Below are 23,349 nucleotides of genomic sequence, written 5' to 3' on the forward strand. Positions count from 1 at the left end.
ATATACCTTTGTGCAAAAATAGGGATGCTGAATCGAATTCAGCACGAATGGAAAAAGAAAATTATGGCGATTATAATAACGGATGAATGTATCAATTGTGGTGCTTGTGAACCGGAATGCCCCAATACCGCGATCTACGAAGGAGCCGATGAATGGAGATATAGCGATGGAACGTCTCTTACCGGCGATGTAGTACTCCTGGACGGTAAGGAAGTGAACGCCGATGATGTGCAAGTACCCATAAGTGATGAAATTTACTATATAGCACCGGATAAGTGCACAGAATGTATGGGCTTCCACGAAGAGCCGCAATGTGCTGCCGTATGCCCGGTGGACTGCTGTATCCCCGATGAAGATAGGGTAGAGTCCGAAGAAGTATTATTGGGCAAACAACGGTTTATGCACCCAGAGGATTAACGATCATTCTGGATTTCCAAAATTTTTCATTTCTTCCAAAGGTGTTATGACCTTGCTATTTTGCCAAATGGTGGGATCGTATTTGGTCAAGACCTGATAGGGCGTTTTTTCCTTCTCCTCAAAAGCGTCATAGGTTGCAGATGACAAGTCGGTATGGGTAATGAACAGGAGCTCTTCTTTGTTCCTGGCGTCTCCTTCCAACATGAGATCAAACGCCACCTTGTTTTTTTCCGTACTGTTTTCTATGAATTTAAAGGGCCTGTTCACATAAAAGTAACTGCCTTCCTCCCGTTTGATGTAATGGGGAACGTAGGTGTTGTCCGTTCTTTTTTTGTACATGATCGTGCCCGTTCTGGCGTTTTCGATATATTTTACCCCCAAGATCAATTTTAAGTTGACTTTCTGTCCCCTTTTTCCCTTGCCATACCGATAGTCGGTCTTGATCACGGCATGGGTATCATCGGAAACATATAATCTTCCCGTAAATTTTGCCTTTGCCCGTTTTGGGGAAAATTGGATGATATAGACAAGCTCATCGTTAAAGAAAGTGGCATCCAAGAAGGAATAGTTGTAATATTTGGCATCCAAAATCCGGTTCAGAAAGGAGCCGTCGTAGAGCTGTGAAGTTTTTAGAACTTCCTCGGTCTCTGATTTTAGGTAGGAAATCTTATACTCGTCTTTGTCGCTTCCCGATTCCTCGTTTAAGGAGAGGGAATCCTCTATTTTGAACAGCCCGGTCTTTAATTTATAGGTTTTGGTGGTATCCAGATACTTGAGCACGATATCCTGCGCTTTCTTTTGGACATTTTCAATGGAAAAATCCCGTTTGCTGTCGATTAGGGTTGTGGCCTTGTCCACGCTCAGCTTCAGGTTTTCCCTGTCCTTTACGTGCAAATCCCCTTTGAAGTCGGTGAAGTGGACCGCCTTACTGTTCACAATGACATTTGCCAGGGAATCCAGACTGATGTTGGCCCCTTTGATCTGGTCTTTTTCCACATGGGAGGCCCGTTCTACCTCCACATCGAGACGGGCGAAGTCGATATAGGCAGACTCCCGATAGAACAGCTCGTGGCTCAAGGGCCCCACCCCGTAGTTCTCCTTGACCCTGGACCGCACCTTGGCGATGATGGCATCGGCATTGGGAGTTTTGTTACTTACGAAAACTTCGTTGAGTTGCAATGCAGACTCGTCAAGGGCAATGATGTAATTGGCCTTCTCAAATGCGTCTAGGGAAAGGACCTTTTGGGTATAGCCCAAACAGGAAATCCTAAGGTTGGGAGCAAGGGTATTACCAAGGTCTATGGTGAAATAGCCTTCCTCGTTGGAGATTACCCCACTGTTGTCACTGAGCTGAACCGTGGCATAGGGCACCGGTTCCTTAGTTTCCTTATCGATTATTTTACCGCTAAGCAGTTGTGCCTGAAGGAAATGGCCGTTGAGGACCAGTAAAAAGGATAAAATTAGGGTCTTGTTCATTTGTCACGTGATTGAGAGAGGTAGACGAGCCATCCCTAAAATTGTTACGGTCACAAAGATAGATTGGATGTGGAAAGGAAAAAATTTCCGATCGGTTTGGAGCGGATAAACTAAGCCGATTTTTTGTTTTACCGGGGATGCTTCCAAATACCGTTGTAAAAACTATATTTGCACCCAAAATAGCACCCTAAGGAATGAAAGCAGGTATCGTAGGATTGCCCAATGTAGGAAAATCGACCCTTTTTAATTGTTTGTCCAACGCCAAGGCGCAAAGCGCAAATTTTCCTTTTTGTACCATTGAACCCAATATTGGTGTGGTAAACGTACCCGATTCCCGCTTGGAAAAACTGGAGGAATTGGTACATCCGGAGCGGGTACAGCCTGCCACGGTAGAAATTGTGGATATTGCCGGATTGGTAAAAGGCGCTAGTAAGGGTGAAGGATTGGGAAACCAGTTTTTGGGAAATATTCGTGAAACCGATGCCATTTTACACGTGCTGCGCTGTTTTGACAATGATAACGTTGTGCACGTTGATGGTTCCATAGATCCCATTAGGGACAAGGAGACCATAGATATGGAATTGCAGCTCAAGGACCTGGAAACGGTAGAAAAGAAACTCGACAAAGTAAAACGTGCCGCCAAAACCGGAAATAAAGAAGCGCAAAAGGAAGAGGCCGTTTTGTTGAAACTGAAAGAAGGGCTGGAATCTGGCACCTCGGTACGTGCCATAGCCATTGAAAAGGACGACCGACAAGCCTATGTGAATCCCTTGCAGTGCATCACCGATAAACCCGTCATGTATGTCTGCAATGTGGACGAAGCCTCGGCGGTCAATGGAAATGCCTATGTGGAAAAGGTAAAGGAAGCGGTTGCTGGTGAGAATGCAGAAGTCATCTATCTAGCCGTAGGCACCGAGGCAGATATTGCGGAACTGGAGACCTATGAAGAACGGCAACTATTCCTGGAGGACATGGGACTCAGCGAACCTGGGTCGGCCAAATTGATACGGGGCGCCTATACCTTATTGGATCTGGAGACCTATTTTACCGCCGGGGTAAAGGAGGTGAGGGCCTGGACCATTCCCGTAGGTGCCACAGCGCCACAGGCGGCCGGGGTCATCCATACCGATTTTGAAAAAGGGTTTATCCGGGCCGAGGTCATTTCCTATAAGGATTATGAGTCCTACGGCAGCGAGGCCAAAGTTAAGGAGGCCGGAAAAATGCGTGTAGAGGGCAAGGACTATGTGGTCCAGGACGGCGATGTGATGCATTTTAGATTCAATGTGTAGTTGTCCAATTCACCCTCCCCGCTAATAACTATATCAACAAAAAGCTGTTTTTCTTTGTTAATTACTTTAACAGGGATAGGTTTTATCTTTTTGGAACACTTGTTATATTAGCGACCATTAGCTTTAAAGCCCCCATTTATGTCAGCAAACTCCCAATATACCGAAGAAAACATCCGTTCCCTGGATTGGAAGGAGCATATCCGTATGCGTCCCGGGATGTATATTGGCAAGTTGGGCGATGGCTCCTCTGCGGATGACGGTATTTATATTCTTCTAAAAGAGGTCATTGACAATTCCATTGATGAATTTGTCATGGGGGCGGGGAAAACCATTGAAATTACCATAAAGGACCATACAGTCCATGTGCGCGATTACGGACGTGGCATTCCCTTGGGAAAGGTGGTGGATGTGGTCTCAAAGATGAACACAGGGGGCAAATACGATACCCGCGCCTTTAAAAAGTCGGTCGGGCTCAACGGCGTAGGTACCAAGGCCGTTAATGCACTGTCTTCCTTCTTTAAGGTAGAGTCTTCCCGGGAAAGCAAATTAAAGACGGCCGAGTTCAACCAGGGGAATCTTACCTTGGAGGAGGGCCCTGTTGAAACGTCCAAGCGCAAGGGTACCAAAGTTTCCTTTGTCCCCGACGAGCATATTTTTAAAAAGTACAAGTACCGGAACGAGTATGTAGAGCGAATGCTCAAGAACTATGTATACCTGAACCCAGGGCTTACCATTGTTTTCAATGGCGAAAAGTTCTTTTCTGAAAACGGCCTAAAGGACCTCCTGGAGGACAACAACAGTGCAGGGGATATGCTGTATCCGATCATCCATTTAAAAGGTGATGATATCGAGGTGGCCTTAACCCATAGTAAAACGCAGTACAGCGAGGAGTACCATTCCTTTGTAAATGGACAGCATACCACCCAAGGGGGGACACATCAGGCAGCATTTAGGGAGGCCCTTGTTAAGACCATCCGGGACTTTTACGGCAAGAACTACGAAGCATCGGACATACGCAAGTCTATCATCTCCGCAATATCCATAAAGGTAATGGAACCGGTATTCGAAAGCCAGACCAAGACCAAATTGGGTTCAACGGATATGGGCGGTAAAATGCCCACTGTGCGCACTTATATCAATGATTTTATAGGCCGCTATCTGGACAACTATCTCCACAAGAACCCGGAGACCGCGGAGAAATTGCAACGTAAGATCCTTCAGGCCGAAAAGGAACGCAAAGATCTTTCCGGCATACGGAAATTGGCACGGGAACGGGCAAAGAAGGCCAGTCTTCACAACAAAAAATTACGGGATTGCCGTGTGCATCTCGGTGATATGAAGAACGATCGTAATTTGGAGACCACCTTGTTCATTACGGAGGGCGATTCCGCTTCAGGTTCCATTACCAAGTCCCGGGATGTCAATACCCAGGCTGTTTTTAGCCTTAGGGGAAAACCCTTGAACTCGTATGGCATGACCAAGAAAATTGTTTACGAGAACGAGGAATTCAATCTTTTGCAGGCAGCGCTGAATATTGAGGAATCCATGGAAGGACTCCGTTATAACAATATAGTGATCGCTACCGATGCAGACGTGGACGGGATGCACATACGCCTCTTGCTTATTACCTTCTTTCTGCAGTTTTTTCCGGAACTGATCAAGGAGAACCATTTGTATATTCTACAGACACCCCTGTTCCGGGTGCGGAATAAAAAGGAAACCATCTATTGCTACAGTGAAGAGGAGAAAAGGGCGGCCATGGACAAATTATCCGGAAAACCGGAGATTACCCGATTTAAGGGCTTGGGTGAAATATCTCCAGATGAGTTTAAGCATTTTATAGGGGATGATATTCGTTTGGAACCCGTAATGCTCGACAAGGCCATGTCCATAGAGCAATTATTGCAGTTTTATATGGGAAAAAATACGCCTGACCGACAGGAATTTATCATAAAAAATCTTAAAGTGGAAATAGACTTAGTAGAAGATAATAAACTATAAAACAATACAATACCTGATTTTCCTTTATGGAAGAGAATGAAGATTTGAACGAAGCGGAAAACGCACATCCCGAGGGCTCCCAGGAAACCCTGACCAAGGTTACGGGAATGTACAAGGATTGGTTTTTGGACTACGCTTCCTATGTTATTTTGGAGCGTGCGGTACCCGCCATAGAAGACGGTTTTAAACCGGTACAGCGCAGGATAATGCATGCCCTGAAGGAGCTGGATGACGGCAGGTACAACAAAGTGGCCAATGTTGTGGGCCATACCATGCAGTACCACCCGCATGGCGATGCCAGTATAGCCGATGCCATGGTGCAAATTGGGCAAAAGGACCTGTTGATAGATACCCAAGGAAACTGGGGCAATATCTTAACAGGGGATAGGGCGGCCGCTTCCCGATATATAGAGGCACGCCTATCCAAATTTGGGCTGGAGGTGGTCTTTAGTCCAAAAATTACGGAGTGGCAGCTTTCCTATGATGGAAGAAAGAAGGAGCCCGTAAACCTTCCGGTAAAATTCCCCTTGCTTTTGGCCCAAGGTGCCGAAGGAATAGCGGTGGGGCTCTCTACCAAAATCCTACCACACAATTTTAAAGAGTTGATCGATGCCTCCATAAAACACCTAAGAGGGCAGCGTTTTAAGTTGTTTCCCGATTTTCCTACGGCGGGCATCATCGATGTGGGCAATTATAACGACGGGATGCGGGGCGGCAAGATTCGGGTACGGGCCAAGATTTCCCAGCTCGACAAAAATACCCTGGTAATCAGTGAAATACCGCATGGGACCAACACCTCCTCGCTGATAGACTCCATCCTCAAGGCCAATGACAAGGGTAAAATCAAGATCAAGAAAATTGAGGACAATACGGCCGCCGAAGTAGAAATTTTGGTCCACCTGCCAAGCGGGATATCTCCGGATAAGACCATTGATGCCCTATATGCCTTTACTTCCTGTGAGTCCTCAATTTCTCCACTGGGATGCATTATTGAGGATAACAAACCACTGTTTATCGGAGTTTCGGAAATGCTAAAACGATCGGCGGACCTTACCGTAGAACTGTTGAAGGCCGAATTGGAGATCCAGTTGGCCGAGTTGGAGGAACAGTGGCATTTTGCATCGCTTGAGCGTATTTTTATTGAGAATCGAATCTATAGGGACATCGAAGAGGAAGAAACCTGGGAGGGGGTATTGGGTGCCATAGATAAAGGTCTAAAACCGCATACAAAACATTTGAGAAGAGCGGTCACCGAGGATGATATTGTGCGGTTGACCGAGATTAGGATCAAGCGGATCTCCAAGTTTGATCTTGATAAGGCCCAACAACATATTGAGAGCCTCGAGGCAAAAATTGCCGAGGTAAAGCATCATCTGGCCCATTTGATAGATTTTGCGATTGACTATTTCAAAAGCTTGAAGTCCAAATACGGTAAAGGCCGGGAACGTAAATCGGAAATCCGAATTTTTGATGACATCGAAGCCACCAAAGTGGTCATCAGGAACACTAAACTTTATGTAAACCGCGAAGAAGGCTTTGTAGGTACCTCACTGCGTCGTGATGAATATGTAACGGATTGCAGTGACATAGACGATATCATCGTATTTACGCAAGATGGCAAAATGATGGTGACCAAGGTAGATGCCAAGACCTTTGTAGGGAAGCATATCATACATGTCGCCGTTTTCAAGAAACGGGATAGCCGTACTACCTATAACATGGTCTACAAGGATGGAAAAGGCGGCCCTAGTTACATTAAACGCTTTAATGTCACCTCCATAACTCGGGATAAAATGTATGACCTGGCCAATGGAAAGCCACTTACCACGGTATATTATTTTTCTGCCAATCCCAATGGGGAGGCAGAGACCATTACGGTAAACCTAAGACAGGTGGGAAGCATCAAAAAATTGAAGTGGGACCTGGACTTTGCGGATGTGCTCATAAAAGGCAGGGCTTCCAAAGGGAACCTAGTTACAAAATATGCTGTTAAACGCATCGAATTAAAGGAACAGGGTGTATCTACCCTAAAGCCACGAAAAATTTGGTTCGATGAGGTGGTAAGACGTTTAAACGTGGATGGAAGGGGTGAATTGCTCGGTGAATTTAGGGGAGAGGACCTCTTGCTGATCATAACGCAAAAAGGAATTGCCAAGACAGTGGCGCCCAACCTTTCAACACGGTTTGACGAAGAGATGTTAGTGCTGGAAAAGTGGAATCCCAAAAAACCTTTGTCCGCCATATATTATGATGGTGAAAAAGAACGTTATTATGTTAAGCGGTTTATCATTGAGAGCGGAAACAAAGAGGAACTCTTTATTACGGAACATCCAAAATCCTATTTGGAATTGGTCTCCACGGATTGGAGGCCAGTAGCTGAAGTGGAGTTTAGCAAACCAAGAGGGAAAGAATCAAAACAAAATCAAACAATTGATTTAGAGAATTTTATAACGATAAAAGGAATAAAAGCTTTAGGTAATCAACTGACCACGGATAAGGTAAAGAGTGTAAATTCGTTGGACCCTTTGCCGTATGAGGAACCCGAACCTCACGACACCAAAGATATTGAAGTGATCGATGAGGAAAACGTAGTGCCCGATAAAAAAAATGGGGGTCCAAACGGCCAGGGCACTGACCAAACCACACTTTTTTAGTGGTTTATGAAAAGCTTGCGACCCATTTATATGAAATATAACTATATTCGTCAAAAATCGCCCTTATATGGATTTTACTAACCCGTTAGTTTACGGTGTACCTTGTTTTATTGCTTTTATATTGCTGGAATTAACGTATAGCAAGACCCATGGTGATGACCATTTATACGAATGGAAGGATTTGTTTGCCAGTGGTTTTATGGGCCTGGGCTCGGCCATCATAGCGCCCTTGATCAAAGTGGTTTCCGCAATCGTTATTTTCAACTTCGTCTACGACTTTTTTAATCCCATGGATGCTACGGGCGTAAGGACCAATATATTGGGCTATGCCTCCTTTGGTTATGCTTGGTATGTGTGGTTGCTGTGCCAATTTGCGGACGATTTCACCTACTACTGGTTCCATAGGGCCAATCACGAGATTAGAATCCTTTGGGCCGCCCATATCGTGCACCATTCTTCGGACAATTACAATTTGGGGACCGCCGTTCGAAACGGATGGTTCACTATCTTGTACAAACCACTCTTCTACATGTGGATGCCCGCTTTGGGCTTTCCTCCGGAAATGGTCGTGGTTTGTTTGGGTATTGAGGCCTTATGGCAATTTCAGTTGCACTCGGTATACGTGCCCAAGATGGGGTTTATAGAAAAGATTTTCAATACCCATACGATGCATCAGGTCCACCATGCGCAGAACGTGGAGTATTTGGATAAGAACCATGGGGGCTTTTTGAATATTTTTGACAAGATATTCGGCACTTGGAAAGAACTTGATGATACCATCGATGTTAAGTACGGCGTAATCCACGCACCTAACTCACATAACCCAGTGGTCATCCTAACACACGAATTCAAGGATATTTTCAACGACGTTAAAAAGGCCAAAAAACTTACACATGCCCTCATGTACATTTTTGGCCCACCCGGTTGGAGCCCGGATGGTAGTACCCTTACCGTAAAACAGCAGCAACAGCAATTCAGGGAATTTAAGAAGGCCAAGAAGTCCAATCCTGAAATGGTATTCAGTAGGCCCAACTAGTCCACCTAAGGTCCCGTACCGCAATTTTTTGGTCTAATCCCTTCTTATTATTCATCAATCTCCTGGGGAATGGGTTTTTTTCGTATTCGCATATTAAAGAATTCCACCATAAGGGAGAAGGTAATGGAGAAGTATAGGTACCCTTTTGGAATGGTGCCCACCTCGTTGCCAAATACCACCAAATGTGATAGGTGGGCCGATTCTGCGATCAACATAAAACCGATCAAGATCAGAAAGGACAGCCCCAATACCTGAATGGAAGGGTGTCGGTTCACAAACTCGCCCACAGGATTGGCAAACAACATCATGATGATAACGGAGATCACCACGGCTACGATCATAAGTATGAGGGCGTCATTGGGATTAGGGGATATCCCGTTGGTCATCCCTATGGCCGTCAGAATTGAATCGAAGGAAAAAACGATGTTAATGATGGTTATTTGCAGGATGGCGCTGCTCAGGGAGGAGGAGCGCTGACTTTTTACCTCACGCTCGTCATGCCCTTTATCCTCTATTTTTTCATGGATTTCCCGGGTGCTCTTATACAATAAAAATAGCCCCCCTCCGAACAAAATAAGCGCCTGGCCGCTGATGCCGCCAGAGATCCAGTCTCCATCAAGAATCCAAAAAGGCTTCTTCATGGAGGTTAGGAGCGTAATGCCAAAAAGCAGTACAATGCGCATGCCCATGGCAAGGAACAAGCCAAGGTTCGTGGCTTTTTTTCGCTGACTCTTTTCCAGTTTTCCTGCAGCTATTGAAATAAAGATGATGTTGTCTATTCCTAATACAATTTCTAGAAAAGTAAGGGTCAACAACGCGATCCAAGCGTCGGCACTTGCAAAAATTTCAAACATTTTAGTCGGTTTTTATGGCGGTTCCTTTTTTGACGATCAATTTCTTTTTAGGATCTTTGACGGCTCTTTTATACTCAAAGGTATAGCTGCTATCCGTTGTGGAGATGATCTTGTAATGTATGGCGGCCTTGTTGTCCAAAGGTCTAAGGACAAACTCGCAATCATTTATCCATTTTACGTTTGCACTATCGGTCTTATGCTCAAAAAATTCAATGCTGTATGCATCTGTTCTGGTAAAAGTCCCTGATTTGAGTACGCCTTCCAGTTCATAGTCGAACCGAAACGTCCCGGTTCTGTACGATTCACAATCACGTTGCGGACTATAGCACGATACGCAAAACAGTAACAGGGAAAGGAGGGGTATAATGGGTTTTATCATGGTCACAAATTAAGAAATTAGCCCTGATCTACCATGGAATAATTTCAATAAAAAGGGGAGGTTATTTTTTGGTTTCGTACGACTCAAAACTGCCGTCATCGTAGAAAATCACTATTTTTTTTATGGTCCTGGCGCCAGCAACAGTACCTTCATGTATGCTATCCACAACTTTAGGGGTAGGGGAATCTGGTTTGGACGAAGCGGGAAAGCCCCCCTTGCCGTTTAAAAGCCAATAGAGATTAACTTCGGGAAAAGTTTTGATCACCTTCATCACAAATTCCAAACTCGGTTTGTTTCTTCCGGTAAGTAGATGTGAAATACTGGAACGCTGTACCCGAATCTTGTCGGCAAAAGCAGAGGCGGAAAGCCCGTAATACCCCATGATTTTTTCCAGACGTTCAATAAAATCCGACGAGTTTACCATTGTAACATTTGTTCCCCAAAAATAAGCAAAAGTCGGGATATTTCGCTCGAATAAACGATATCAATTAATAATAATATATAAAGTAAAAGTTTATATAAAAATAAATAATAGATTCTTTTAAAAATAGTTATGTGTTCAAAATAACTTTTTGTTATGGCGATGTAAAAAATGTTTACGGATGTATATTTTTACCGGCTTTCCGAGGCAAAATGCTGTATACAAATGTAAAAAAGCATTACAATTGTAATAAATTTTGGAGTTACTTTTGTGGACACAAAGTATACGGACAATGGTCAGTTTTGAATCGGTTAAGGCAAAGGCGATAACAGATCGCTATGTGGTATGGGAGGATGTACAACTTTTTTTGGAACATACCCCAGTGAAGATCAAATCCACCCTGGTGGGGCGTTCGGTTCAAGGAAGACCTATTGAACTTTGGACCCTTGGTAAGGGTCCCATTAAGATTTTGATGTGGTCGCAAATGCACGGTAACGAGTCCACCACCACAAAAGCGACCATGGATTTTGTAAATTTCCTTTTGGGCACCTCGCCTTTGGCCGAGACCATTAAAGTCTCGTGCACCTTTCAGATTATCCCCATGCTCAATCCGGATGGAGCAGTGGCCTATACCAGGGTCAATGCAAATGGGGTAGACCTTAACAGGGATGCGCAGGCACTCACTCAACCTGAAAGTGGGATTTTGCGAAAGGTCTATGATACCTTTGGTCCCGATTACTGCTTTAACCTGCATGACCAAAGGACTATTTTCAATGTAGGGGAAACGTCCTTGCCGGCTACGGTCTCCTTTTTGGCACCGGCACACGATGAGGCCCGTACCGTTTCAAAGACCCGGGCCTTAAGCATGAAGTTGGTCGTGGCGATGAACCGGGAGTTACAAGCGCTGATCCCTGGTCAAGTAGGACGTTATGATGACGCGTTTAACCCCAACTGTGTGGGCGATACCTTTCAGATGTTACATACCCCTACCGTCCTTTTTGAGGCGGGACATTTTCCAGGGGACTATGCTAGGGAACATACCAGAAAGTACATTTGGCACGCCCTATTAAGTGGAGTTAAGGCGATAGCCTACGGAGAACTTTCGGGATATACCCAGGAGGCATACCATAATATTCCGGAAAATGGCAAGCGTTTCGTAGACATCCTTATCCAAAACATAGCAGTCCTTAATACGGATTACAAAAAGGATGAGGCCATGGGTGTTCTGTTCAAGGAGGTACTGCAGGACAGGAAGATAGTATTTGAGCCGCATGTTGAGAAAATCGGGAAGCTGGATCAATATTACGGCCATGAAAGGTATAACTGTTTAAATGACAAGGATTTAACCCTGCTAAGAGCTAATATGAAGCTTATGAAGCTGTTATAAGCATTGATAGAAACGCTTGGAAATCTGCAAAACATTACATTTTTGATAAAAAAAACCAATATTTGTTACATTTATTTTCTTAATTTTTTATTTTTGTTCGAAATACTATGAAAATATGACAAAAGTAAAATTGGACGAAATAGATCACCAGATTTTGGATATGTTGATCGACAATACCAGGACTCCATTTACCGATATTGCCAAAAAATTGCTGATTTCGGCAGGGACCGTTCATGTACGTGTAAAGAAAATGGAAGAGGCAGGTATTATTAGGGGCTCTTCCCTAACACTCGATTATGTAAAACTGGACTACGCCTTTATCGCCTACGTGGGCATTTTTCTGGAGAAGACGCACCAGACCAAATTTGTTTTGGAGCGGCTCAATCAGATACCTTATGTTACCGTAGCCCACATCACCACCGGAAAATTCAATATCTTTTGTAAGATCCGTGCAAAGGATACGAACCATGCCAAAAACATTATCTTTAAAATTGATGATATAGACGGTATCAGTAGGACGGAGACTATGATTTCCCTAGAGGAGAGCATTAACGACAAAAAACGTTTAATGCATACCATTTTCAACGAAATGTAAGCCCGTCCTTTAAAATAACACAAAACCTGTGCACTAAAACGTACGGGTTTTTTATTTTTATGCATGAGAAAATCAGAACTGGAAGTCTACGAGTTTGAGCAGTTTTATACTACCTATCTAAATGCGCTGGAGGCCGATGTGGAACTAATGCCTAGCCTAAGTCTGGGCATGGATGATTTCCTGGCTTTCATGGAGGCCATCCCGGATGAAAAATTGCCATACGCCTATTCCGAAGGCAAATGGACACTGGCCGAAGTACTGGTACATATCATTGATGCGGAACGCGTATTTCAGTATAGGGCCTTTCGCTTTTCCAGAAATGACCGTACGCCCTTGGCGGGTTTTGAACAGAACGGTTATATTCAGGAATCCAATGCAGGCAAACGAAGCAAGGAGGACCTTATAGCGGAATATACTTTGGTCAGGAAATGTACTTTAGCCGTATTTGATGGACTGGATGTGGAAAAACTAAAACGTGGGGGGATTGCAAGCGAAATCCCATGGACCGTGGGTGGTCTTGGTTTCGTGATCTGTGGGCATCAGGAACACCATAGAAAGATCATTGCGGAGCGCTATCTGTAACTTCAATCAAAATCCTTGTCCTCTTCCAAATCTTGATCCCCGTTGAATTCCAATTCAATATCCTTTGGACCCAAACGCGATTCATCGGGAAGTTGTTTATCCCCTAATTCCTTTTCCACGGCATCTTCAAAATTGGCAATGAAATTGGAAAGGCTTTTGCTGATCTTTACCAAATAGAGCGTATCCTCTGTTCTAAGCTCTACCGTTTCAATAATCTCACCTTTAGCATTTTTGAATGCGATGATGTCACTGTCCCCATATCCATGTGGGTAGGTCTCGATCAATAGGGCCGCGACCTCATGGCTCAACTTTTTGTAATCTACAAGTATGCGTTTCATAGTCGGGAGTATGGTTAATTGGCATTTGCTATTCCTAAACTATAAATTTTTCCCTTTGATTGTTTCAAAGAGTTGTCAAATGCATATTTTAAGTATATGTAGTTCCTATTCTTTGTAGTAAGCGAAGGCCTCTGCAAACAATTGATGGGGTACTTGTACGTCAATGGCAGTTTCACCAATCCCCCGGAGCAATACAAAATTAATATTTCCGTGCGAATTTTTCTTATCAAATTTGAGTAAATCCAAAATTTGATCGATGTCTGCCGCTGAAAAGTCCACCTGTTCATAACGGGAGAGGAAGGTATTTTTGATGTCGTTTAACGCGGGTTTGGAAAGGCCTTCCAGAACGGAGGACAGATAGGCTTCGAGTACCATGCCCACGGCAATCGCTTCCCCGTGCAACAAAAGGTCGTGTTCCTTGCTTTCCAAAAAATAGGATTCAATGGCGTGGCCCAGGGTGTGTCCGTAGTTCAAAATCTTACGAAGATGTTGCTCCGTAGGGTCTTGTAATACCACCTCGTTTTTGATCTGTATGGAATTATAAATCAATTGATCTATATCCTGAAAGTCCGAAACCAATTTTAAGCTTTCCCAATAGGCCTGATCCCGAATTAGGCCATGCTTCAACATTTCGGCAAAGCCGCTGTGGAGTTGCCTTCCCTCCAAGGTTTGCAAAAAGTCGGTAACCACCAGCACCATTTGCGGCTGATTGATGACTCCGATCTGGTTCTTCAGACTGCCCAGATCCACACCAGTCTTTCCCCCAATGGAGGCATCTACCATGGCCAGTAGGGTAGTGGGTACATTGATAAAGGCGATGCCGCGTTTATAGGCCGAGGCCACAAAGCCACCAAGGTCCGTGACCACTCCGCCACCAAGATTGATCATAAGGCTTTTGCGGTCTCCGTCCAGATCTGATATGGCCCCCCAGACCTGGGTACAGGTATCAATGGTCTTATGCATTTCCCCCGATTCGATCTCTATAATCTCTATAGGATAATCCCCGGACAATTGTGCCAAAAAGGTGGGCAAACAATGTTCATGGGTATTTTCATCCACTAGGATAAAAAGCTTGGAATACCCGGTCTTGGCCAGGTGGGCATTCAAAGCTTCAAAGGCCCGGTCATTAAAATGTACGGCGTATTCGGATGTGGTAATCGATTCCATTTACTACGGCTTCCAACCCGCAAAATAAAGCTTATTTTTAATCATAGGAATACAATTTTGCTGATTATATTTGAATCGTTTGAAAATTGATAAAAATGTCACGATTTTTTGAAGATACCGCAACGGCATTTGCCCTAAAAACAGATTCTGAACTGGAGCGCGCTTATTTTTTGTTCAAGTTGATCGCCAATGAACCCTTGGTGAAAATTGGCACGGCGGTCACCAATTTTGCCATTAAGGCACATCTCCCGGTAGACGGATTGATCAGGGCCACCGTTTTTGACCATTTCTGCGGAGGGGTAAGCGAAGGGGATTGCATGCCTGTAGTGGACAAAATGTGGGAAAAGGGCGTCTATTCCGTTTTGGACTACTCCGTGGAGGGAAAGGACAGTGAAGATCCCTTGGACGATGCCCTGGAAATGACGTTAAAACTGTTGGATTTTGTAAAGGAAAAAAAAGCAATGCCCTTTGCCGTTTTTAAACCCACCGGCTACGGGAGGTTTGCCCTGTTCGAGAAAATTGGGGAGGGAAAACCCCTGACCCATACAGAACAGGAGGAATGGGACAGGGTGGTAAAACGGTTTGACACCACCTGTAAGAAAGCCCATGAACTGGGGGTCTCCCTGCTGATAGATGCAGAGGAAAGCTGGATGCAGGATGCCGCGGATCAATTGGTAGAGGAGATGATGCGCAAATACAACAAGGAAAAGACCGTGGTCTTCAACACCTTGCAAATGTACCGTTGGGACCGTATGGATTACCTGAAAAAACTACACACCAGGGCGCTTAAGGACCATTTTAAAATAGGGGTGAAGGTGGTTCGCGGCGCCTATATGGAAAAAGAGAACGAGCGGGCGGAAGAACGGGCTTATCCAACGCCCATCTGTGCTTCAAAGAAAGCCTCGGACGACAATTTTGATGCGGCCGTGGCCTATATTCTGGATCATCTGGACAACATCTCTCTTTTTTCAGGGACACACAATGAGGCCAGTTGCTATCGCCTAATGGACCTTATGGAGGCCAAAAACATTGCCAAGGACGACGAACGGATCGGTTTTGGACAATTGTACGGCATGAGCGATCATATTTCTTTTAACCTGGCGGCCCGGGGCTATAATGTGGCCAAGTATGTACCCTTTGGCCCCGTGCGAGATGTCATGCCTTATCTTATCCGAAGGGCGGAGGAGAACACTTCGGTGGCCGGACAGACCAATCGGGAGTTGGAGCTGATTAAGAAAGAGCGGAAACGGCGGAAGATCTAAACAGTGTTCAGTGGACAGTCGCAGTGGGCAGTTGGCAATGAACAATTAGCAATGAACAATTAGCAATAACCAATAATCAATGGGCAGTGTTCAGTTATGAATTATGAGTGATGAGTTAAAGGGTTAGGGGTTGATGAATTGCATATATCAACGGTACCATGTGGAAATCGTAGTTAGATTTGTCATTCCGCATTCAGTGCGGAATCCAATTCAATTAAATGTGGGCAGCTAAAAGCAGGCAGCGGGCGATTGACAGTTGATGGTTGATAGTTGTGAGTGTTAAATGTTAGGTTAAGCGCTTTTAATTCGTAATTCAACATTCGCGGTTCTAAATAGCGCCCCCCCTTTGTTAAGGGAAGGTGGCCCCGACAGAGCAAAGCGAGCGTCGGGGACGGAAGGGTAGTAAAGAAATTGCCCAAAGCGCACTGCGATGTCCGTTCGAGCGCAGTCGAGAACTCCTGTAGGGTTCTAGCTTCCATTACATCTCGACTGCGCTCGATGTGACAGTTTTAGACAGCTTCTTACCGTAATCCACACGAGCAGGTCAGAGTGCCGTGCCCAAGGCAGGCGGGATGCGCAGCGAAACGAAGAATCTCAATCGCTCACCATCAACTTTGGGCTTTGAACTTGAACTTCAAACCATCACTCCTTATCTTGCAAGTTTTTTTTGACGATTTCCCGTATGGGGACCCCATCAATCAAGACATCCCTTAAAACGGCATCTCCCTCCTTTATGTTTACCAGGGCATAGGCCACTTGGGTGGAATCGACCTGGGACTCCCTATAGGTCTGCTCGGCCTCGTAGGCCTTTGACTCCTCCATATAGTAACGATCAAAAGGGTAGTCGATCACCAGTTCGGTGTTGATGTTGGCAATGTAATCCACCGTGGTAAGCAAATAGGCGTGGTCCTGGTCCGGCTGTTCTCGAGATACGGACTTGATTTGGGCAAAACCCTCCTTATCCGTTTTAAAAAGGACATAAATCGGTTCGCCATCGGTCCATTCCTGCCCATTTTTGACCGAGATGCTATTATCCTCATAGCGTAGTACAATGTATTTACCCCTGAACGGATCCGTAGGGTCAATGGGGGCCGTCCTGAATTTATACGCAGTCCCGGTAGACAAGACATCCTCCCGATCCCAAATCATTTTGGCAGGAACGTACAATTGTACTATGGCCACCAAAATAAACACTGATAATAGGATTTGTTTACTGTTCATCTGTTCTTCTTTTTTTGAGCATCCAGTAGTTCGTTGCAAAAAATCCTATCCCGACGGATACGAACAAAATTCCCCTGATCACAAAGCTTAGGTCGGTGTCAAAAAACCGGCAAATAACCAAAGCGGTAATGACCAGCAGGCCATAGTTGAGAATGCCCAAGTGATTTTGTAGCGCTCCCTCCCTAATTGTCAAAATACCGAGGATAAAGATGTAAAAATTGATCAGCACGCCGGCAAGTGGAGAGTAAAGCCCCAGCAGAAAGGTCAAGATAAATAGAAGGAACACGGGTGCAAACGGTTTCACCTTCCGAATACCCTTGTTTTTATACTGTAAAAAGAACAGTACCCCGGCCACCACCGAAAGGAAAGCGGACACCCAAAATTCGGGAGCAATAATCACTTCATTGAACAGAAACTCTTTTCTTCTTAAACTTTCCCAAAACCAATCAAAACTTAGGGAGAGCAACAGAATGCTTGTGCCCAGTGCACCGAGCAATTTATAGCTGTTGTTCCTTAGCCTTTGCTGTGTTAGGAAATCCATCCCACCAATAAGATAGAACAGCCCAAAAAGGCTGAAATAGGCAATGAACATGAGCTCGTCCATATGTTCGGCAACAGTTCCCAATACAATGGTCAAGGAGATCGGAATCAGCCAATTGTGGAAAAACACAAAGTTGCTGTACGCTCTTTTTTTGATCAATTGATAATAGTGTGGAAAAACTCCCAACAACAGCAACCAATAAAAATAGGATTCCGAGGACGGATAGGACCAATAACTGACTTCGCCGGCATAATAGGTAATTCCCACCAAATAGAGCAGGGAGGCCATTGAGGATTGCATAACGTATATCAAAGGAAGACAAAGCAACATCCATACCAGTAGGAAGGAACCCAGGTTGCCCGGGATGTGATAAATTTGGCTTACCAGGGAGATACTGGCGCCGACAGCAAAAAACAAAAAGGCCGCGGAACTTTCCCTCCAAGCTACGCTCTGTTTCCGTTTAAGCAGGGTGTAACCGCAGAATAGCTGTCCCACAATAAGGGGTAAAAAGGCGAAGATGGTTTTGGTGCCCCGGGACAGTTCGTCCCAATTGTGCGCTATGATCAGAATAATTCCGAGTCCGACCAGGATAGCACCCAAGATTCCAAAAACGACAAAAAGTTTATTGGAGGGTGGCCCCTCTTTGTTTTGATAATAGGCCCTGATCTTATCGGCCGTCTCCTTGGAGATTACTTCGGCATTGACCAGATTGGGCAGGTCTTTGAGTATGCTCATGGTCGTTTTTTTTAGTTTACCAATAGCTATAAACGGTATTTTCCTAGCGGCTTATCCATATAAAGGCACTATTGGGGATATCTTCAATAGGGCCTAAAAGGAAACTTCCTCTACCTCCACTTTTTGTGCACAATTCTTTATCCGCATCACCGCGTCCTTGCCCTTTAACTCAGTTTCTATGACATAGGTTTTACAAGGCTTGGATTTTGTATCGCTTGCGTCAAAATCGATATCACCTTCTTGGAGAAAGGAAGCGATATCTGTGGAATCGAGCAATTGGTTTCCTAACTGCTGCTGTATTTCCTCGGAATAAAACATGGGTTTGGAACGCAGATCTTTGAGCACTCTACAATTGGGGAAATAGCAGAACTCTGCGCCGGTTTTCTCTGACTTCTTTTTGAGAAAAAATACCAGGAACACCAACCCGATGGAAAGGCCGAAGAGGTAAAAGCCCAAACGTTTTAAAAAGGCCATAGCTTAAAAAATAAGAAAGTTGATATCGCTATAGGAAAGGTCGAACCATTCGCCGACCGACTTGTTCGTTAAGATACCGTGGTACATATACAGCCCGTTCCGAAGCCCTTTATCAAAGCGCAGGGAATTTTCCAAACCACCATCTTCCCCAATTTTAAGGAGGTAGGGAGTAAAGATATTGCTGATGGAGATGGAGGAAGTTTTCGGATAGCGCGATGGAATATTGGGTACGCCATAGTGTACTACCCCAAACTTTTCTTGGGTAGGCTTGTCATGTGTGGTAATCTCACTGGTCTCAAAACAGCCGCCCATATCTATACTCACATCAATGATAACGGCCCCTTTTTTCATTTGTTCCACCATAGTGCTGGAGACCACCACAGGTGATCGGTCCTTGCCACGTGCCGCTCCGATGGCCACATCACAGCGTTTTAAGGCTTTCACTAAATTCTTGGGTTGTATGGTAGAGGTGTAGATGGTCTGCTTTAAATTTCTTTGGATATTGCGCAGCTTGGTTATGGAATTGTCAAATACCTTGACATTGGCCCCCAAACCAATAGCGGAACGGGCGGCAAATTCACCTACGGTACCAGCACCTATGATAACCACTTCCACGGGAGGAACACCACTGATATTGCCGAACATAAGTCCATTGCCCTTATTGGTGGCGGCCATGAGCTCGGAGGCGATCAAGACCGAGGAAATACCGGCAATTTCGCTTAAAGATCTTACGGCAGGGTATTTCCCATCCTCATCGCGGATATACTCAAAGGCCACGGCCGTAATCCGTTTCTTGGCAAGCTCTTCAAAATAGGATTTGGACTGGGTCTTTATCTGCAGGGCCGAGATAATGGTGGCCTGTGGGTTGAGCATCTTAATTTCGGAAATGGTCGCGGGTTCCACCTTTAAGAGTAGGGGACAAGAGAATACTTTCTGGGTATCCTTGGTAATCTCGGCGCCGGCATTGGTGTAATCCAGATCCGAAAAATGGGAACCTTCGCCGGCCCCGGCCTCTATCAATACCCGATGCCCGTGGGCGGTAATGGCATTCACCGCATCGGGAGTTAGGCAAATACGCTTTTCCTGGTATTGATTTTCCTTGGGGATGCCGATAAAAAGCTCTCCTTTTTGCTTTAGGACTTCCAAGGTTTCTTCCTGTGGGAGCAGTTGTTGTTTGCTAAAAGGCGAGGAGGGTTGGTCCATAAATAAGGTAAATCTGTTGATCAGGTTTAGGTCAATTTCAAATTTACGACTTTTTAATGAATACCGCGTTTAAACCCCTGTGATGCATTTGATCTTGACCAAGAAAAAACCCTGACGTTTTTGGTCAGGGTCATATTTTATAATGGATTTGTTTTTTAGCGGCTCACAGATTCAAAAAACTGCGCATGGCGGTACGAAATTGTTTTACCAATTCACCCAAGGCTTTATTGGAAGTCTTTTCTGTAAGATCCTCCTCAATGGAAGTAGATGAATCGGTAGATACGGTTTCATTTACTTTATCGTCCTGCCCGGATTGTTGCTTTGCGTGTAGCGCTTTCAATTCTGCATCCATAGCTTCCAGGTCAATGCCGTGCACATGTTTGTCATAGAGTTTTACCCTTACAAAATATACAAAGGGAATAACTATCATACAAAAAGGCAAGATCCACAATATGTTTTCGGTATCTATATAATCATCTTCTGAAATTACACCTTCAAATATTTGAAAGGCATACATCAAAATGGGTATTAAAATAATATGATACCACCAATGTTTGCAGGTAAAAAACCAAATCAGTAATAGGTACAGTGGAACAACTTTGCCCAAGAGAAACCAGATATATACATTGATGTTTGGAAAACCATTTTTATCTATGGTAATCCCTAAAAAATTAAGCGTAGCATCTGGATCACTGGATACATACTCATGCATTTTGAAAATAAAAGGAGAAACTACAATAAAAAAAGCCATAAGGGATTCTAAGATAATTCGCTTCCTAGCTTTTCTTCTTTTTTCGATTGTTTGGTCTTTCATATTAGTAGAAATGGGGCTTTTCTAAAAACCTTTAACGAAAAAAAGGACAATTTATGATTGCCCTTTTCAAAAAAAATGTTAAATGTGGTAAATCGGTTGTCCTATCTTCTACTATCTCCGTTTACCAATTGTGTTTTATCCACGCTTCTTCGATCCCCGTTGATCAGCTGAGTTTTGTTTACACTTCGCTTATCTCCATTGATCAGCTGAGTTTTGTTTACACCATTCTCATACAAATCGTCCTCAGCACTACTTGACTCACATGAAACTGCCATAAAAGTTACACAAGCCAGAATACCAAATAAAATTTTCTTTGTGTTCATCGTTTAAAGTTTTTAGTTAAAGATTTGTTCCATTATTCACATTAAATGTAGGAAAAAAACCTATAAGATTTAGTTATTTGTCGGCAAAATACGACACTTTATCGTAAAAAACAATCGTTTTATCGAAAAACACACCGTTCATCGAAAAATAGACAATAAAAATGAGTCGAAAACGATACGTACCGGCCCATTCAAGTTGTAAGAAATCACCAATTCACCTTTCGAGAGGAATCATACGTTGATTGTTCGGAGCCACTGATATTTTCTTTTTTGGCTGATCGGAAGGCTAGGATTGTTCCTACATCAGGAGGGTACCGACGTCTATTTCGACTCAAAAAGCTATAACATCATACCATTTTGACCCCTGTCTGTACTTTTCGTAGGTTTTAACTTATAGGGGCGTAGTGCAATTCATCGATTATTTTTGCGTTTCATCTAACAAAGCTGTTTCTTTGATTGTGGTATTTGACGAACATATATTGAATTTAGCGCCCAAATCGCAGACAAAGTAAACCGCCAAAACCCTACTTATGAGGAAGCTTCTACCTTTTTTATTACTTACACAGCTTAGTTATGGTATGGTGCGTTCCGGTGTTTCTCCTATAGAAAAACAGGCGTTACTAGACCTCTACCACAACACCCTGGGTACACAGTGGACGGTATCCTGGGACCTATCCAATCCCGTATCGGAATGGTCAGGGGTAACGGTAGACAAGGGACACGTGGTAACACTTGATCTTTTTAACAACAATTTATCGGGTACCTTGCCCGAATCGATCGGGGCATTGAAACATTTAAAAGTTTTGAACTTGGCCTTTAATTCCCTGCAGGGAGCCCTCCCCCAAAGTATTGGCGCCCTGCACCAGCTTGAGGTTCTTCGGTTGGGAAAGAATCGATTGACTGGAACTATCCCCCCCAATTTAGGACAGCTAAAAGAGCTCCGCGTTTTGGACCTCTTTCACAATAAACTGTCCGGAACGATCCCAACAAGTTTAGGACTACTAAACAGACTACAGGTCTTGCAACTCTCCTATAACTTCTTGTCCGGGTCCATCCCCCAAACCCTGGGAGAGTTGAAAGCCCTGCAGCGATTGGAGCTGGCAGACAATAAGCTCAGCGGTGAAGTTCCCCAAAGCATTGTCGGGCTTGATCAATTACAAATGTTGGCGCTATCCGATAACCGACTGTCAGGCAGTTTTCCTCAAGAACTGCTTAGATTGCCCAAACTGCAGTTGGTGCAATTACAGCACAACAACTTTACTGCGGATACGGCTACAAAAAGAAGAACCCCTACGGATCTTGCACTTTTTGATTATGATGGCAGCGATACCCTAGTTGAAAAGAGACGCTTTCTACAACTTCATGTTTCGGGCAACTTTGGAACAGCAGACACCAAGTTCGAGGATGTGGATTGATGCCCACCGTTTACCCATCAAAATCTACTTAGGACCTTATATCCGTAATTTACGGGTCTGGTCATCCACTACCTCCAGATAGATATCCACCGTATCCTCGGGCAACAGCGAGGCAATTTTTTCGGGCCACTCCATAAAGGTCCATATGTCGGACTGTAAATAATCTTCAAGACCAAGGTCCAGCGCTTCGGCTTCCGAGTTTAAACGATAAAAATCAAAATGATAGCCCAGCAATTCGCCGGTCGCTTTATGGTACTCGTTAACAATGCCAAAAGTGGGACTATTTGCGATTTCCCCTGCACCTAGGGTCTTGACCAACGCTTTTATGAGTGTGGTCTTGCCGCTTCCCATTTCTCCATAAAAACAAAGTATCTTGGTGGGTGCCAGTTCGATCAGGCGGTCGGCGATTTCCGGAAGTTGTTTTTGGGTATAGACTATTTCCTTCATTTTGCGGATTAAAATACATAATATTAGAGGGTATTGCAAAATCCTGCCCGCGCAAAGATAGCGAAGTATGCCTTCGTTTTGGCAAAGAAAATAAGCCCGTGACCTTGGGGGAACATCCATATTGGGCAATGATTATACTACCCCATAATCCATGGGTGGGCAGTGCTTTAGGAACATCAAGTTTATTGGCCCCGGAACTAATGGAAGCGCTAGGGGACTGAGCCCCCTTTTACGTACGCCTTAATACCTGTAATAGGTACCCTTGTCTTTTGTAAACCATAAAACTATGCCTTGCAAAATTTTGAAACCGCGTCAATA

At 44.3% G+C, this 23,349-nt stretch carries 23 protein-coding genes; 10 read left to right on the forward strand and 13 right to left on the reverse strand.

The window, feature by feature from the left end; all coding sequences use genetic code 11:
• Window positions 1–63: 63 nt before the first annotated feature.
• Window positions 64–417 carry a 4Fe-4S dicluster domain-containing protein gene (locus tag ACRD67_RS07180; protein ID WP_430966379.1) on the forward strand — a complete coding sequence of 118 codons (354 nt, stop codon included), beginning with the start codon at window positions 64–66 and terminating at the stop codon, window positions 415–417.
• Window positions 418–420: 3 nt separating this feature from the next.
• Here ACRD67_RS07180 and ACRD67_RS07185 read toward each other — a convergent pair whose 3' ends face one another.
• A complete protein-coding gene (locus tag ACRD67_RS07185; protein WP_430966380.1) occupies window positions 421–1,893 on the reverse strand; it encodes a carboxypeptidase-like regulatory domain-containing protein in 1,473 nt (490 codons plus the stop codon).
• Window positions 1,894–2,087: 194 nt separating this feature from the next.
• Here ACRD67_RS07185 and ychF point away from each other — a divergent pair, with 194 nt between their 5' ends.
• The 4 genes from ychF to ACRD67_RS07205 all read left to right on the forward strand — a co-directional run bounded on the left by ychF (window position 2,088) and on the right by ACRD67_RS07205 (window position 8,873).
• Window positions 2,088–3,182, forward strand: coding sequence for a redox-regulated ATPase YchF (gene ychF, locus ACRD67_RS07190; protein ID WP_430966381.1), 1,095 nt, complete (start codon window positions 2,088–2,090; stop codon window positions 3,180–3,182).
• Between the two features lie 138 nt (window positions 3,183–3,320).
• Window positions 3,321–5,183: a DNA topoisomerase IV subunit B gene (locus tag ACRD67_RS07195; RefSeq protein ID WP_430966382.1), complete on the forward strand. Its 1,863-nt coding sequence runs from the start codon at window positions 3,321–3,323 to the stop codon at window positions 5,181–5,183.
• Window positions 5,184–5,209: 26 nt separating this feature from the next.
• Window positions 5,210–7,837 carry a DNA gyrase/topoisomerase IV subunit A gene (locus ACRD67_RS07200; protein WP_430966383.1) on the forward strand — a complete coding sequence of 876 codons (2,628 nt, stop codon included), beginning with the start codon at window positions 5,210–5,212 and terminating at the stop codon, window positions 7,835–7,837.
• Between the two features lie 67 nt (window positions 7,838–7,904).
• Window positions 7,905–8,873, forward strand: a complete 969-nt coding sequence (locus tag ACRD67_RS07205; RefSeq protein ID WP_430966384.1) for a sterol desaturase family protein — start codon at window positions 7,905–7,907, stop codon at window positions 8,871–8,873.
• Between the two features lie 47 nt (window positions 8,874–8,920).
• On the opposite strand, the gene ACRD67_RS07210 is transcribed toward ACRD67_RS07205, so the two are convergent.
• From ACRD67_RS07210 to ACRD67_RS07220, 3 genes are all read right to left on the reverse strand, one after another.
• Window positions 8,921–9,727 (reverse strand): TerC family protein, encoded by an 807-nt coding sequence (locus tag ACRD67_RS07210; protein ID WP_430966385.1) that lies wholly within the window; start codon window positions 9,725–9,727, stop codon window positions 8,921–8,923.
• A gap of 1 nt (window position 9,728) precedes the next feature.
• Complete coding sequence (locus tag ACRD67_RS07215; protein ID WP_430966386.1) at window positions 9,729–10,106, reverse strand: hypothetical protein; 378 nt, start codon at window positions 10,104–10,106, stop codon at window positions 9,729–9,731.
• A gap of 61 nt (window positions 10,107–10,167) precedes the next feature.
• Window positions 10,168–10,530 (reverse strand): helix-turn-helix domain-containing protein, encoded by a 363-nt coding sequence (locus ACRD67_RS07220; RefSeq protein WP_430966387.1) that lies wholly within the window; start codon window positions 10,528–10,530, stop codon window positions 10,168–10,170.
• Window positions 10,531–10,819: 289 nt separating this feature from the next.
• Between ACRD67_RS07220 and ACRD67_RS07225 the strand changes: the two genes are divergently transcribed.
• The 3 genes from ACRD67_RS07225 to ACRD67_RS07235 all read left to right on the forward strand — a co-directional run bounded on the left by ACRD67_RS07225 (window position 10,820) and on the right by ACRD67_RS07235 (window position 13,091).
• Window positions 10,820–11,914 carry a M14 family metallopeptidase gene (locus ACRD67_RS07225; protein ID WP_430966388.1) on the forward strand — a complete coding sequence of 365 codons (1,095 nt, stop codon included), beginning with the start codon at window positions 10,820–10,822 and terminating at the stop codon, window positions 11,912–11,914.
• A gap of 115 nt (window positions 11,915–12,029) precedes the next feature.
• Entirely contained in the window at window positions 12,030–12,509 is a 480-nt protein-coding gene (locus ACRD67_RS07230; protein WP_430966389.1) for an Lrp/AsnC family transcriptional regulator, read from the forward strand.
• A gap of 63 nt (window positions 12,510–12,572) precedes the next feature.
• Window positions 12,573–13,091, forward strand: coding sequence for a DinB family protein (locus ACRD67_RS07235; RefSeq protein WP_430966390.1), 519 nt, complete (start codon window positions 12,573–12,575; stop codon window positions 13,089–13,091).
• Between the two features lie 2 nt (window positions 13,092–13,093).
• Here the strand turns inward: ACRD67_RS07235 and ACRD67_RS07240 are convergent, their stop codons facing one another.
• Together ACRD67_RS07240 and aroB are read right to left on the reverse strand one after the other, a co-directional pair.
• On the reverse strand, window positions 13,094–13,429 hold the full coding sequence (locus ACRD67_RS07240) for a hypothetical protein (protein ID WP_430966391.1): 336 nt from the start codon (window positions 13,427–13,429) through the stop codon (window positions 13,094–13,096).
• Between the two features lie 105 nt (window positions 13,430–13,534).
• A complete protein-coding gene (gene aroB, locus ACRD67_RS07245) occupies window positions 13,535–14,596 on the reverse strand; it encodes a 3-dehydroquinate synthase (protein ID WP_430966392.1) in 1,062 nt (353 codons plus the stop codon).
• A gap of 95 nt (window positions 14,597–14,691) precedes the next feature.
• Here aroB and ACRD67_RS07250 point away from each other — a divergent pair, with 95 nt between their 5' ends.
• Complete coding sequence (locus tag ACRD67_RS07250) at window positions 14,692–15,858, forward strand: proline dehydrogenase family protein (protein ID WP_430966393.1); 1,167 nt, start codon at window positions 14,692–14,694, stop codon at window positions 15,856–15,858.
• 642 nt (window positions 15,859–16,500) lie between these two features.
• Here ACRD67_RS07250 and ACRD67_RS07255 read toward each other — a convergent pair.
• The 6 genes from ACRD67_RS07255 to ACRD67_RS07280 form a co-directional block, all read right to left on the reverse strand.
• Window positions 16,501–17,079, reverse strand: a complete 579-nt coding sequence (locus ACRD67_RS07255; protein ID WP_430966394.1) for a GDYXXLXY domain-containing protein — start codon at window positions 17,077–17,079, stop codon at window positions 16,501–16,503.
• Window positions 17,069–18,355: a DUF2157 domain-containing protein gene (locus ACRD67_RS07260; RefSeq protein WP_430966395.1), complete on the reverse strand. Its 1,287-nt coding sequence runs from the start codon at window positions 18,353–18,355 to the stop codon at window positions 17,069–17,071. The genes ACRD67_RS07255 and ACRD67_RS07260 overlap by 11 nt, the downstream gene beginning before the upstream one ends.
• A 93-nt stretch (window positions 18,356–18,448) precedes the next feature.
• Entirely contained in the window at window positions 18,449–18,829 is a 381-nt protein-coding gene (locus tag ACRD67_RS07265) for a DUF4258 domain-containing protein (RefSeq protein ID WP_430966396.1), read from the reverse strand.
• Window positions 18,830–18,832: 3 nt separating this feature from the next.
• Complete coding sequence (locus ACRD67_RS07270; protein WP_430966397.1) at window positions 18,833–20,032, reverse strand: alanine dehydrogenase; 1,200 nt, start codon at window positions 20,030–20,032, stop codon at window positions 18,833–18,835.
• 163 nt (window positions 20,033–20,195) lie between these two features.
• Complete coding sequence (locus ACRD67_RS07275; RefSeq protein WP_430966398.1) at window positions 20,196–20,744, reverse strand: hypothetical protein; 549 nt, start codon at window positions 20,742–20,744, stop codon at window positions 20,196–20,198.
• A 203-nt stretch (window positions 20,745–20,947) separates the two neighbouring features.
• Window positions 20,948–21,169, reverse strand: a complete 222-nt coding sequence (locus ACRD67_RS07280) for a hypothetical protein (protein WP_430966399.1) — start codon at window positions 21,167–21,169, stop codon at window positions 20,948–20,950.
• 530 nt (window positions 21,170–21,699) lie between these two features.
• On the opposite strand from ACRD67_RS07280, the gene ACRD67_RS07285 reads away from it, so the two are divergent.
• A complete protein-coding gene (locus tag ACRD67_RS07285) occupies window positions 21,700–22,584 on the forward strand; it encodes a leucine-rich repeat domain-containing protein (RefSeq protein ID WP_430966400.1) in 885 nt (294 codons plus the stop codon).
• Between the two features lie 36 nt (window positions 22,585–22,620).
• Here ACRD67_RS07285 and tsaE read toward each other — a convergent pair whose 3' ends face one another.
• The gene (tsaE, locus tag ACRD67_RS07290; RefSeq protein ID WP_430966401.1) at window positions 22,621–23,031 is read right to left on the reverse strand and encodes a tRNA (adenosine(37)-N6)-threonylcarbamoyltransferase complex ATPase subunit type 1 TsaE; all 411 of its coding nucleotides are present in this window, start codon (window positions 23,029–23,031) and stop codon (window positions 22,621–22,623) included.
• Window positions 23,032–23,349 lie beyond the last annotated feature (318 nt).

Origin of the sequence: Eudoraea algarum (genome assembly GCF_050589645.1) — a bacterium.
Lineage (GTDB): Bacteria > Bacteroidota > Bacteroidia > Flavobacteriales > Flavobacteriaceae > JBNGOQ01.

Excerpts from the sequence above, each read along its gene's own strand:
- ACRD67_RS07180 (WP_430966379.1), top strand. The coding sequence starts at position 64 with ATGGCGATTATAATAACGGATGAATGTATCAATTGTGGTGCTTGTGAA.
- ACRD67_RS07185 (WP_430966380.1), bottom strand. The coding sequence starts at position 1,893 with ATGAACAAGACCCTAATTTTATCCTTTTTACTGGTCCTCAACGGCCAT.
- ychF (WP_430966381.1), top strand. The coding sequence starts at position 2,088 with ATGAAAGCAGGTATCGTAGGATTGCCCAATGTAGGAAAATCGACCCTT.
- ACRD67_RS07195 (WP_430966382.1), top strand. The coding sequence starts at position 3,321 with ATGTCAGCAAACTCCCAATATACCGAAGAAAACATCCGTTCCCTGGAT.
- ACRD67_RS07200 (WP_430966383.1), top strand. The coding sequence starts at position 5,210 with ATGGAAGAGAATGAAGATTTGAACGAAGCGGAAAACGCACATCCCGAG.
- ACRD67_RS07205 (WP_430966384.1), top strand. The coding sequence starts at position 7,905 with ATGGATTTTACTAACCCGTTAGTTTACGGTGTACCTTGTTTTATTGCT.
- ACRD67_RS07210 (WP_430966385.1), bottom strand. The coding sequence starts at position 9,727 with ATGTTTGAAATTTTTGCAAGTGCCGACGCTTGGATCGCGTTGTTGACC.
- ACRD67_RS07215 (WP_430966386.1), bottom strand. The coding sequence starts at position 10,106 with ATGATAAAACCCATTATACCCCTCCTTTCCCTGTTACTGTTTTGCGTA.
- ACRD67_RS07220 (WP_430966387.1), bottom strand. The coding sequence starts at position 10,530 with ATGGTAAACTCGTCGGATTTTATTGAACGTCTGGAAAAAATCATGGGG.
- ACRD67_RS07225 (WP_430966388.1), top strand. The coding sequence starts at position 10,820 with ATGGTCAGTTTTGAATCGGTTAAGGCAAAGGCGATAACAGATCGCTAT.
- ACRD67_RS07230 (WP_430966389.1), top strand. The coding sequence starts at position 12,030 with ATGACAAAAGTAAAATTGGACGAAATAGATCACCAGATTTTGGATATG.
- ACRD67_RS07235 (WP_430966390.1), top strand. The coding sequence starts at position 12,573 with ATGAGAAAATCAGAACTGGAAGTCTACGAGTTTGAGCAGTTTTATACT.
- ACRD67_RS07240 (WP_430966391.1), bottom strand. The coding sequence starts at position 13,429 with ATGAAACGCATACTTGTAGATTACAAAAAGTTGAGCCATGAGGTCGCG.
- aroB (WP_430966392.1), bottom strand. The coding sequence starts at position 14,596 with ATGGAATCGATTACCACATCCGAATACGCCGTACATTTTAATGACCGG.
- ACRD67_RS07250 (WP_430966393.1), top strand. The coding sequence starts at position 14,692 with ATGTCACGATTTTTTGAAGATACCGCAACGGCATTTGCCCTAAAAACA.
- ACRD67_RS07255 (WP_430966394.1), bottom strand. The coding sequence starts at position 17,079 with ATGAACAGTAAACAAATCCTATTATCAGTGTTTATTTTGGTGGCCATA.
- ACRD67_RS07260 (WP_430966395.1), bottom strand. The coding sequence starts at position 18,355 with ATGAGCATACTCAAAGACCTGCCCAATCTGGTCAATGCCGAAGTAATC.
- ACRD67_RS07265 (WP_430966396.1), bottom strand. The coding sequence starts at position 18,829 with ATGGCCTTTTTAAAACGTTTGGGCTTTTACCTCTTCGGCCTTTCCATC.
- ACRD67_RS07270 (WP_430966397.1), bottom strand. The coding sequence starts at position 20,032 with ATGGACCAACCCTCCTCGCCTTTTAGCAAACAACAACTGCTCCCACAG.
- ACRD67_RS07275 (WP_430966398.1), bottom strand. The coding sequence starts at position 20,744 with ATGCATGAGTATGTATCCAGTGATCCAGATGCTACGCTTAATTTTTTA.
- ACRD67_RS07280 (WP_430966399.1), bottom strand. The coding sequence starts at position 21,169 with ATGAACACAAAGAAAATTTTATTTGGTATTCTGGCTTGTGTAACTTTT.
- ACRD67_RS07285 (WP_430966400.1), top strand. The coding sequence starts at position 21,700 with ATGAGGAAGCTTCTACCTTTTTTATTACTTACACAGCTTAGTTATGGT.
- tsaE (WP_430966401.1), bottom strand. The coding sequence starts at position 23,031 with ATGAAGGAAATAGTCTATACCCAAAAACAACTTCCGGAAATCGCCGAC.